Source organism: Mesorhizobium sp. M1A.F.Ca.IN.020.03.2.1, from assembly GCF_004023205.1.
Taxonomy (GTDB): Bacteria; Pseudomonadota; Alphaproteobacteria; order Rhizobiales; family Rhizobiaceae; genus Mesorhizobium.
Genome location: NZ_RZSV01000208.1, coordinates 1 through 9,738, shown reverse-complemented (window position 1 = coordinate 9,738; position 9,738 = coordinate 1). Strand labels below are relative to the sequence as shown.

Sequence of the window (9,738 nt, the reverse complement as noted above, 5' to 3'; positions counted from 1 at the left end):
TATCTCACGGCCTGCAAGCTCGACGAACGTGCGCTGTCGACGCTGCCGCCGGGTCGTTTCCTGATGCCGGGCGATCTCGAAGGCTCGCCGGCGCTGACCTTCGCGCCGCTGATGAAATTGTCGGAACGGCGCCGCCCCGGATCGCTGCAGGCGATGATGGAGCGCCGCTACGAAGCCTACAAGACCCATGTCGTAAAACCGTTCTTTCGCGAGCATATCACCCGTCTCGACCGCCAGATCGTGCTGATAGACGCCATGCAGGCGCTCAACGCCGGCCCGGCCGCCATGGCCGACCTCGAACGGGCCGTCACCGAAATCCTCTCCTGCTTCCGACCCGGGCGGGGCAATTTCGTCACCGACCTGTTTTCGAGGCGCATCGACCGCATCCTGGTGGCGGCGACCAAAGCCGACCAGTTGCACCACGAAAGCCATGACCGGCTGCAGGCGATCGTGCGCCGCCTGGCCGACCGGGCGGTGGCGCGGGCCAATTTCAGCGGCGCCGATGTCGATGTGGTCGCCATGGCGGCGGTGCGCTCGACCCGCGAGGGCACCGTGAAGCAAGGCCGCGAGACATTGCCGGTGATCATCGGCACGCCTTTGAAAGGCGAGAAGATCAACGGCGAGACATTCGACGGCAAAGCCGAAACAGCCATATTTCCCGGTGACTTGCCGGAAAAGGTCGATCCCGTGTTCGACGTTTCCGGGCAGCAGGCGGAAAACAATGCGATCCGTTTCGTGCGCTTTCGTCCGCCGAAGCTCGAGCGGACGGCCGAAGGCGTCACGCTGTCTTTGCCGCATATTCGCCTCGACCGCGCGCTTCAGTTCCTGATCGGAGATCGTTTGGCATGAATCCGCCCCGCAAACCGGCGGCCTTCCGCATCGAGCCCGAGCCCGCGCCAAGGCACGAGGCGCCGCAGAAGCGTGGCGCCGAACAGCCCGTGCGCAGGCCACGCGCCGCCAGGGCCGATGTCGCCGTGGTCATTCCCTCGGAGATCGACGTTTTCGACCAGCCGGATATCGAGCAGGCCCCGCCGCCACCGGCGACCGCTCCAAGGAGGCGCTCGCTGCTGGCACGCCTGTTTTTCGGAGCTTTCGGCGTGCTTGTCTCGCTCGCGGTGGGCCTGTGGACGGATCAGCTCATCCGTGATCTTTTCGCGCGCGCCGAATGGCTGGGCTGGCTGGCGGCCGGCATGGCGGCCATCGCGCTTTTGTCGCTGCTGATCGTCCTGATCCGCGAGTTCCTCGCCATCGCACGCCTCGCTGAGGTCGAGAAACTACAGCGACGGGCCGTGGATGCGGTGGCGCGCGACGACCCCAAGGCCGCGCGCGCTCTGGTCGACGAGCTTTCCGCCTTCGTCGCGGCAAAACCGGAGACCGCGGCCGGCCGCCGCTCGCTCGCCGAATTGCGAGGCGAGATCATCGATGGCGCCAATCTGGTGCGGCTCGCCGAGACCGAGATTCTGTCGCCGCTCGATGCCCGCGCCAAGATGATGATCCTGGAGGCCGCGAAGCGCGTCTCGCTGGTGACGGCGGTCAGCCCGCGCGCGTTGGTCGACGTCGCCTATGTCGTGTTCGAAGCCGGCAGGTTGATCCGGCGCCTGTCGGAACTTTATGGCGGCCGTCCCGGCACGCTGGGCTTCTTCCGCCTGGCGCGCGGTGTGCTTGCCCATCTCGCGGTGACCGGCTCGATCGCCGTCGGCGACAGTTTCGTGCAGCAGATCGTCGGCCACGGCCTTGCCGCGAAGCTCTCGGCAAAGCTTGGTGAAGGCGTCGTCAACGGCATGATGACGGCGCGCATTGGCATCGCGGCGATGGAAACGACGCGCCCGCTGCCGTTCATTGCGGTAAAGCGACCGGGGCTAGGCGATTTCCTCTCGGCATTGACCTCGTTCGCGACGCGAAAGGATGGCCGAAGCGAGCAGTAAGGTAAATGCAGAAACGGTCGCCAGTGACGAAGCATTAACCAATCTTCTTCATGGTCACTCTGGTTCCAACAGCAGACTCGTTCGTGCCGGGTGTTGTCAATGAGAAGCGTAATCTTGTCCTGCGTCATGACCGCAACGGTTGCGGCCGCCGTACCGCTCGGCCTCGTCGAAAGGGCCTTTGGAGCAGAGGCTGACAAGCAGTTTTTCCGCTCGGTCGAAGGCAAATGGGTCGGCCCTGGCGAAATCATCGCCGGCAAATACAAGGGCACGAAATTCACCTGCAATTTCAACGGTTCCACGCCGGACGGCAAGGTCGGCATGACGCTAGACGGCGACTGCCGGGTCGGCGTCTTCACCCAGAAGATGTCGGCGACGGTCGAACGCCGGGGCCGGGATGGTTACAAAGGCACTTTCATGGGCGGCTCGACCGGCAACGGCATGGACATTGTCGGCGGCAATGTCGTCGATCCCCAAAAGGTCGTCTTCACCATTAACCGCAATCAGTTGAACGGCGTCATGCAGGCGCGCGTTCCCGACGACAATTCGATGACCGTGACGGTCGCCGTGCGCGTCGACAAGCAGCTGGTGCCGGTCATCGGCATGAGCCTAAAGCGGGTCGACACGGTCGAAGTCGGCTCGATCGCGAAGAACTGAGCAAAGGCGATCGAGGAAGACAAAAGGCGGCAGCCAATGGCCACCGCCTTCTTTCGTTTTGACTTGGCTCAACCCTTGATGGCGGCAGTCACTTCGTCATATGCCTTGCAGGCTTCGTCCAGCGTCGTGGCATTCTGATATTTCGTCGTCACGGCCTGCACCTTGGCCGTCAGATCAGCCGCCTTGCTCGGATCCTTGGTGATTGCTTCCTGAAGCGCGGCAGCCATGTCCTGCGCCTTCTTGGCGGCGATCTCCTGTGTGCACTCCGGTCCCTTCGAACAGGCCGAAACGGCCAGCGCCGCAACGCCAACGGCAACGAGCAAAAACTTCTTCATGTCAGTCATCTCCTCAAAAAAAGGCAGCGGCCCATCGCCGCTGCCCTCCAATGGCTGAAGCTCCATAGCCAAAGCCTACTGGCCTTAACCTTTGATTGTGGCGGCGCGCAACGACCGGGCTCCGTAAACTTGTGTACGAAGCTGCAGCGGGAGTTTGCCTGACGGCACACGCTCGTTTTCGGGCCGACACCCCTGCTCTTCCTGCCAGGCCCCTGCCCTTGCCTCGCACTCCCGCTGCATGCAAGGAGTGCTGAAACGAAAGGACGGTAGTCATGGCGGCTGAAGCATCGGGCAGCGATCTCGTACAGGTAGTGGCGCTGCTCGCTGCCGGCGTGATCGCCGTGCCGATCTTCAAGCGCATCGGGCTGGGCTCCATCCTCGGCTATCTCGCTGCCGGTGTGGTCATCGGGCCGTTCGGCCTCCGCATTTTTTCCGAATCGGAAGCCATCCTTCACGTCGCCGAGCTTGGCGTCGTCATGTTCCTGTTCATCATCGGCCTGGAAATGCAGCCGTCGCGACTCTGGGGCCTGCGCCGGGAAATCTTTGGTCTCGGCGCGCTGCAGGTTGGCGTCTGCGCCGTTCTGTTGACGCTTGTCGGCCTGGCCGGAGGCTTTCCGATCGCGCAATCCTTCGTCGCCGGCGCCGGCTTCGTGCTGACCTCGACCGCGATCGTCATGCAACTGCTCGAGGAGCGCGGCGAGATCGCCGCGCCCAAAGGGCAGCGCATCGTTTCGATCCTTCTGCTCGAAGACCTGATGATCGTGCCGCTTCTGGCGCTGGTGGCGTTCCTGGCGCCGGGGGGCGCGGAGACCAGCCTGTCTGAGCGCTTGACCGAAGTGGGGATCGGGATCGCGGCGATCGTCGGCCTCGTCGTGGCCGGTCGCTATCTGCTCAACCCGCTCTTCCGCATCCTGGCCGATGCCCGCGCCCGCGAAGTGATGACGGCCGCCGCCCTACTGGTGGTGCTTGGGTCGGCGCTAGCCATGCAGCTTTCCGGTTTGTCGATGGCGATGGGTGCGTTCCTCGCCGGCGTGCTGCTCTCCGAATCGACCTTCCGCCACCAGCTCGAAGCCGATATCGAGCCGTTTCGCGGCATCCTGCTCGGCCTGTTCTTTCTTGCCGTCGGCATGTCGCTCGACCTTGGCGTCGTCGCCCAGAACTGGCGCCTAGTCGCCATTTATGTCGTCGCCTATATGGTCATGAAGGGGCTCGGCATCTATCTGGTCGCGCGTATGCTCAAGAGCGGCCATCGCGAGGCGCTCGAGCGCGCCGTCGTCATGGCGCAGGGCGGCGAATTCGCCTTTGTGCTCTATTCCTCGGCCGCCGTCGTCGGCATCATCGACGGCCAGGCCAATTCCACGCTGACCGCAATCGTCATCATCTCCATGGTGCTGACGCCCGTGGCTATCTTGGCACTGCGCTACCTCACCCCGCGCGACGAGCAATCGCTGGAAGGCGTCGACATCGCCGACGGGCTAACCGGAAGCGTGCTGATCATCGGCTTCGGCCGCTTCGGCCAGATCGCCAGCCAGCCGCTGCTTCTGCGCGGCCTCGACGTCTCGATCATCGACAATGAGGTCGAGATGATCCAGGCGGCGGCCGATTTCGGCTTCAAGGTCTATTACGGCGACGGCACGCGGCTCGACATCCTGCGTGCGGCGGGCGCTGGCCGCGCGCGCGCCGTGCTGATCTGCGTCGACAAACCGGACGTGGCCGTGCGCATCGCGCAATTGATCAAGGCCGAATTCCCGCTGGTCACTATCCTGGCGCGCGCCTTCGACCGCGGCACCGCGCTGCAACTCATCCGCGCCGGCGTCGACTATCAGTTGCGCGAGACCTTTGAATCGGCGCTGGTCTTCGGCGGCTCGGCCCTGGAAGCGCTGGGCGTCGATCCGGAGGAGGTAGCCGAGGTGATCGAGGACGTTCGCCGCCGCGACACAGCTCGCATCGAGACACAGCTCGCCGAAGGTATCCGCGCCGGCCAGCGCTTTCTCAAAGGCAATATCGGCACGCCGATCCCGACCCCGCTCGCGCAGCCGCGCCGCGCCGGCCGGGCGCTGAACGAAGAGACGGCCGGCGTGCTGAACAAGGCAGAGACGAAGAGCTGAGGAGCAGCGCGTGGCAGAACTCGACCCGCGGGCGCTTGCCGTCACCAAATTCTGGCGCGATGCCGGCGAGGACGCCTGGTTCGAGAAGAACGACGCGTTCGACTCCGGCTTCCGCGACTGCTTCCTCGAGCTGCACCACGCCGCCGCCCGGCGCGAATGCGACGCCTGGAGCGAGCATGCCGAAGGATCGCTGGCGCTGATGATCCTGCTCGACCAGTTTCCGCGCAACTGCTTCCGCGGCACCGGGCATATGTACGCGACCGATCCGCTGGCCAGGCATTTCGCCGATCGGGCGATCGCCGCCGGTCATGATATGGCGCTTGAAGAGTCACTCCGTGTCTTCCTCTATCTCCCCTTTGAGCATTCGGAGTCGCTCGCGGATCAGGAACGCTCGCTCGAACTTACAGCGGCGAGGGCGCCGGATTATCTGAAATACGCCAAGGAGCACCTGGAGATCATCCAGCGCTTCGGGCGCTTTCCGCACCGCAACAAAATGCTCGGCCGCGAGACGACGCCCGAGGAAAAGACGTTTCTCGAGGGCGGCGGTTTCTCCGGCTGAACAGGCAAACTGCGGATAATCAACATATGATCGTGCTAGCAGGGCGGACCTACGAAGCCACGATCGGAAGCGACGTCCAACGCGATGGCATGTATCTGGAACTCGCCGACCAACACGGGCACATTGTGGGCCAGATTTTCTTTTCGGATTTCGATAGGAAGATGACCGTGACCCTGTTTGAGTCTGAAGTGTCCGTGGAAGTGGTTGAATGGATGATCGCCACGGCCAAGATCCGTCTTCCTCCAACCAATCCCACCCTCGGCTAATCTAAGCGAGCCACCACTCCCGGCCGGACGGCAGCCGCTCGATCCCCGAAATATCGACGGCGCCGAGCCGCTCCGACACGCTTTTGTTGCCGACCACAAGGTCGGGCGCGATCTCGGCCAGCGGCGCCAGCACGAAGGCCCGCTCCAGCATGCGCGGATGGGGAACCTCAAGACCCGTCTCGTGGATCACCCGGTCACCGAACACCAGAATGTCGATGTCGATCAGGCGCGGCCCCCAACGTTCCTCGCGCACCCGCTTCAGGCGCCTCTCGACGTCCAGGCAGAGATCGAGCAGGTCGCGAGGCGAGCGCGCCGTTTCGATCCCGGCGGAGGCATTGAGAAAATCCGGCTGGTCGAGCTTGCCCCACGGCGGCGTCCGGTAGAGTGAGGAAACAGCGGTGACGCGCGTCTTGTCGTCGCCGTCCAGCATGCGCAGCGCCGCGGCCATGGATTTCGCCGGATCGCCGAGATTGCCGCCGAGGCTAAGGTAGACGGCGCTATTGAGGCCAGACAACTGTCACCTCGACATGATCGAGCACGCCCGGAACCGGGGCGTTCGGCTTGCGCACGGTAATTTCCGCTTTCCTGATCTGTGGAAAGCGCGCCGCCAGCGCTTTCGCCACTTCCAGCGCCAGCGCCTCGATCAGGAAACGCCGGTGCCCGGTGACGATCTTCTCGATGACCGCGAAAGCGATGCCGTAATTGACGGTATCCTCGATCGAATCGTCCTCCAGCGGCCGGCTGGGCTCGACGGTGAGTTCGGCGTCGACATAAAAACGCTGACCGAGCGTCTCCTCCTCGTCCAGCACGCCGTGCCGGGCAAAGAAGGCGCAGTTCTTCATGCGGATGACATACATCGTCAGCGTCCGGGAGAAAGTTTTTCTCGCGCCAGCATAGCATCGGCCATCGCCAGCGCATCCACGTTGATTGCGACATCGTGGACGCGAAAAAGATCGGCTCCCTTGAGCCGCAGAATGACGCTCGTGGCCGCCGTGCCAACAGCGCGCTCAGCGGGCTCGCGCCCGGTGACGCCGCCGATAAAACGCTTTCGCGACGTTCCCGCCATCAGCGGAAAGCCGAGCGCCTGAAGCTCGGAGAACCGCGCCATCAGATCGAGATTTTCCTCCGTCGTTTCCTTGGCAAAGCCGAAACCGGCGTCGAGCACGATCTGGTCCTCGGCAACATTGCTGGCGCGCGCGATCTCCAGCGATTTGCTGAGGAACAGAAGCTGGTCCTCGATCACGTCCGGCAGCTTCTGGCGTTCACGGCCGGTATGCATAATGATGAGGCCGGCGCCGGTCTCGGCCGCGACTCTCGCGATGCCGGGCTCGCGCTGCAGTCCCCAGACATCGTTGACGATATGCGCCCCCGCAGCGACGGCCCGCCGCGCGGTGTCCTCGCGATAGGTGTCGACCGAAATCAGCGCCTCGCCCGATGCCGCGAGCGCCTCGATGACCGGCAGCACCCGCGTCTGCTCTTCTTCGGCGCTGATCGGGGCAAAACCGGGCCGCGTCGATTCCCCGCCGATGTCGATGATGGCCGCGCCCTCTTCCGCCATGCGGCGCGCCTGGGCTATCGCCTTCTCCGGCGCGATGAACAATCCCCCGTCGGAAAAACTATCCGGCGTGACGTTGAGGATGCCGACCACGACCGACTTGGGGCCGAGGTCGAGATGGCGTCCATGCGCGAGCTGCCACCGCCTTGTCGTCATTGTCCATCAACCATGCGTGATCCGCGCGAAATCAATTTCGTTGCGCCGGCAACGGCCGTAAAGCAAGGTGCGTGAAGAGGCAACATGATGAACCGTTCCCTGCTCTGCGCCCTGATGCTCACGCTGGCCGCCACGCCGGCCGCCGCGGCGAATCTGGTGAAGACCTACAGCTATTTCAGCGTCGGCGGCCGCACGCTGGACGACATCGAAAAACAGCTGACGAAAAACGGACCGGAAGTGAAGAGCACCGGCTCCCGGCATCCGGGCGCAACGCAGATGGCCTTCACCACCCGCGTCAGCTATGCGCAGACCGCGAATTCCTGCCGGATCGCGAACGCGCAGGTGACCGTGAAGGTCAAGGTGATCCTCCCGGAATGGCGGCGCCCGCGCAAGGCGGATCCGCAGGTCAGGCTGTTCTGGGATACGCTGTCGGCCGACATCAAGCGCCACGAAGAGCGCCATGTCGAGATCGCCAAGAATCACGCGCGCGAACTCGAGGACGCGCTGAAGGCGACTTATCCGCAAAGGACCTGCGAAGCCGCGAAGGCCCAGGCCGCCCAGATCTCGGCCGCCATCCTCGCCAAGCACGATCGCGCCCAGGTGCAGTTCGACCGCGTCGAAAGCGTCAATTTCGAGAGCCGAATCATCCGGCTCCTGCGCTACCGGATGCAGCGCACCCAAAGCGGGCGGTTGCCGCCGGCTTGACCATTGGACCGGTGGTGCCGGCGAAAGCCAACACCGCCGAAACAATGGTGCCAGATTCCAAAAAACTTTCGAGCATCGGTCGAAAACGGCCTATATCGACCGACATATATCGGGTTTGCCGTCCGGCGGACTTTGGAAACCGAGATACGAATGACGGGCGCAGGACGCCCCGCACCGGCTGCTTCTTGCCGACGGCGCACCGACCTTGAAAGAGTGACGCATGGACCAGACCGTCGACAATCGCACGACGATGAGGACAATGGCCTCGCCGTCGATCAGCGAGAGCGAGAAGAACGCCATCATCGGCGGCGTGCTCTTGTCGATGCTTCTGGCGGCGCTTGACCAGACCATTGTGTCGCCTGCCTTGCCGACCATCGCGCGCGCGCTCGGCCACGCCGAATACCTGCCCTGGATCGTGACCGGCTATCTGCTGACGGCCACTGCGATGGCGCCGCTCTACGGCAAGATTTCCGACGTCTACGGCCGCCGGCCGGTCATCTACGCCGCCATCCTGATCTTTCTTTTGGGATCGCTGGTCAGCGCCCTTGCCCCCGACATGCTGGTGCTGGTCATCGGCCGGGCGATCCAGGGGGCCGGCGGCGGCGGCCTTTTCGCGCTGACGCAAACCGTCATCGGCGATCTGGTGCCGCCACGCGAGCGGGCCCGCTACGCCGCATGGATCTCCGGCACCTGGGCGGTGGCCAGCGTCGCCGGCCCGCTGCTTGGCGGTGTCTTCGCAGAGCATCTCCACTGGTCGTTGATTTTCTGGATCAACCTGCCGATCGGCTTCCTGGCGATGGCCATCATCAACAATCCGCTGAAGAAGTTGCCGATCGCGGCCAAACATCACCGCATCGACGGGCTGGGCGCAGTGCTCTTGGTGATCGCCACGGCGCTGCTGCTTCTGGCGCTCAACTGGGGTGGCAGCACCTATCCATGGTTCTCGCCGGAAATCCTTGGGCTGGTGGCCTGCTCGGCCGCGTTCTGGGCATTGTTCGCGCTGCGGCTGCTGAGGGCCAGTGAGCCTTTGATCTCGCTCGAGGTGCTGGGCAACCGGATCGTGCTCGCCGGCACGTTGTCGATGTTCCTGCTGCAGGCGGCAAATATCGGGGCGTCGGTTTACCTGCCGGTCTATCTGCAATCGGTCGTCGGGCTCTCGGTCAGTGAATCCGGCATCGCCATGCTGGGTCTCCTGCTCGGCACCGTTGCCGGTGCCACTTTCAGCGGCCGCATGATCCCGCGCTTCGTCCACTACAAGCGCATTGCCATGGTCGGCGTCAGTTTGGCGATCGCGTGCATCGGGGTGCTGAGTGCCATTGCGACACACGCGTCGCTGCTCGAAGTCGAAATCCTGACGACCCTCATTGGCCTCGGCAGTGGCACGACCTTCCCGGTCAGCACCGTCTCGGTACAGAACGCGGTCGATCGCGCCCATCTCGGTGTCGCGACCGGCGTCCTGACCTTCCTGCGCACAC

Annotated in this window: 12 protein-coding genes; 8 read left to right on the top strand and 4 right to left on the bottom strand. The window is 64.0% G+C overall.

What is annotated here, in order from left to right; all coding sequences use genetic code 11:
• The 3 genes from EOA79_RS25245 to EOA79_RS25235 all read left to right on the top strand — a co-directional run.
• Window positions 1–849: YcjX family protein (locus EOA79_RS25245; protein WP_164893943.1), on the top strand; the 849-nt coding region annotated here is incomplete at its 5' end.
• Window positions 846–1,925 carry a TIGR01620 family protein gene (locus EOA79_RS25240; RefSeq protein WP_095825310.1) on the top strand — a complete coding sequence of 360 codons (1,080 nt, stop codon included), beginning with the start codon at window positions 846–848 and terminating at the stop codon, window positions 1,923–1,925. The genes EOA79_RS25245 and EOA79_RS25240, both read left to right, overlap by 4 nt.
• 126 nt (window positions 1,926–2,051) lie before the next feature.
• Complete coding sequence (locus EOA79_RS25235) at window positions 2,052–2,579, top strand: hypothetical protein (RefSeq protein WP_245299552.1); 528 nt, start codon at window positions 2,052–2,054, stop codon at window positions 2,577–2,579.
• A 68-nt stretch (window positions 2,580–2,647) separates the two neighbouring features.
• On the opposite strand, the gene EOA79_RS25230 is transcribed toward EOA79_RS25235, so the two are convergent.
• Window positions 2,648–2,914: a hypothetical protein gene (locus tag EOA79_RS25230; RefSeq protein ID WP_067320126.1), complete on the bottom strand. Its 267-nt coding sequence runs from the start codon at window positions 2,912–2,914 to the stop codon at window positions 2,648–2,650.
• A 272-nt stretch (window positions 2,915–3,186) separates the two neighbouring features.
• Here EOA79_RS25230 and EOA79_RS25225 point away from each other — a divergent pair, with 272 nt between their 5' ends.
• From EOA79_RS25225 to EOA79_RS25215, 3 genes are read left to right on the top strand one after another with little or no spacing between them, the layout of a single operon-like run.
• Window positions 3,187–5,022, top strand: coding sequence for a monovalent cation:proton antiporter-2 (CPA2) family protein (locus tag EOA79_RS25225; protein ID WP_067319730.1), 1,836 nt, complete (start codon window positions 3,187–3,189; stop codon window positions 5,020–5,022).
• Between the two features lie 10 nt (window positions 5,023–5,032).
• Entirely contained in the window at window positions 5,033–5,581 is a 549-nt protein-coding gene (locus tag EOA79_RS25220) for a DUF924 family protein (protein WP_067319728.1), read from the top strand.
• 26 nt (window positions 5,582–5,607) lie between these two features.
• Window positions 5,608–5,847: a hypothetical protein gene (locus tag EOA79_RS25215; protein WP_095825309.1), complete on the top strand. Its 240-nt coding sequence runs from the start codon at window positions 5,608–5,610 to the stop codon at window positions 5,845–5,847.
• Between the two features lies 1 nt (window position 5,848).
• Here the strand turns inward: EOA79_RS25215 and folK are convergent, their stop codons facing one another.
• The 3 genes from folK to folP are packed head-to-tail and all read right to left on the bottom strand — an operon-like array spanning window position 5,849 to window position 7,558.
• Complete coding sequence (folK, locus tag EOA79_RS25210) at window positions 5,849–6,361, bottom strand: 2-amino-4-hydroxy-6-hydroxymethyldihydropteridine diphosphokinase (RefSeq protein ID WP_095800807.1); 513 nt, start codon at window positions 6,359–6,361, stop codon at window positions 5,849–5,851.
• Window positions 6,345–6,704 carry a dihydroneopterin aldolase gene (gene folB / locus EOA79_RS25205; protein WP_066992392.1) on the bottom strand — a complete coding sequence of 120 codons (360 nt, stop codon included), beginning with the start codon at window positions 6,702–6,704 and terminating at the stop codon, window positions 6,345–6,347. The genes folK and folB overlap by 17 nt, the downstream gene beginning before the upstream one ends.
• Window positions 6,705–6,706: 2 nt before the next feature.
• Window positions 6,707–7,558 (bottom strand): dihydropteroate synthase, encoded by an 852-nt coding sequence (folP, locus tag EOA79_RS25200; protein WP_095825308.1) that lies wholly within the window; start codon window positions 7,556–7,558, stop codon window positions 6,707–6,709.
• Between the two features lie 84 nt (window positions 7,559–7,642).
• Here folP and EOA79_RS25195 point away from each other — a divergent pair, with 84 nt between their 5' ends.
• Together EOA79_RS25195 and EOA79_RS25190 are read left to right on the top strand one after the other, a co-directional pair.
• Window positions 7,643–8,263, top strand: coding sequence for a DUF922 domain-containing protein (locus tag EOA79_RS25195; RefSeq protein ID WP_067319718.1), 621 nt, complete (start codon window positions 7,643–7,645; stop codon window positions 8,261–8,263).
• Between the two features lie 220 nt (window positions 8,264–8,483).
• A partial coding sequence (locus EOA79_RS25190) for an MDR family MFS transporter (protein ID WP_128293401.1) occupies window positions 8,484–9,738 on the top strand: 1,255 nt, incomplete at its 3' end.

What these genes read in the sequence shown, in the direction of transcription:
- EOA79_RS25240 (WP_095825310.1), top strand. Translation starts at nt 846, where the DNA reads ATGAATCCGCCCCGCAAACCGGCGGCCTTCCGCATCGAGCCCGAGCCC.
- EOA79_RS25235 (WP_245299552.1), top strand. Translation starts at nt 2,052, where the DNA reads ATGACCGCAACGGTTGCGGCCGCCGTACCGCTCGGCCTCGTCGAAAGG.
- EOA79_RS25230 (WP_067320126.1), bottom strand. Translation starts at nt 2,914, where the DNA reads ATGAAGAAGTTTTTGCTCGTTGCCGTTGGCGTTGCGGCGCTGGCCGTT.
- EOA79_RS25225 (WP_067319730.1), top strand. Translation starts at nt 3,187, where the DNA reads ATGGCGGCTGAAGCATCGGGCAGCGATCTCGTACAGGTAGTGGCGCTG.
- EOA79_RS25215 (WP_095825309.1), top strand. Translation starts at nt 5,608, where the DNA reads ATGATCGTGCTAGCAGGGCGGACCTACGAAGCCACGATCGGAAGCGAC.
- folB (WP_066992392.1), bottom strand. Translation starts at nt 6,704, where the DNA reads ATGTATGTCATCCGCATGAAGAACTGCGCCTTCTTTGCCCGGCACGGC.
- folP (WP_095825308.1), bottom strand. Translation starts at nt 7,558, where the DNA reads ATGACGACAAGGCGGTGGCAGCTCGCGCATGGACGCCATCTCGACCTC.
- EOA79_RS25195 (WP_067319718.1), top strand. Translation starts at nt 7,643, where the DNA reads ATGATGAACCGTTCCCTGCTCTGCGCCCTGATGCTCACGCTGGCCGCC.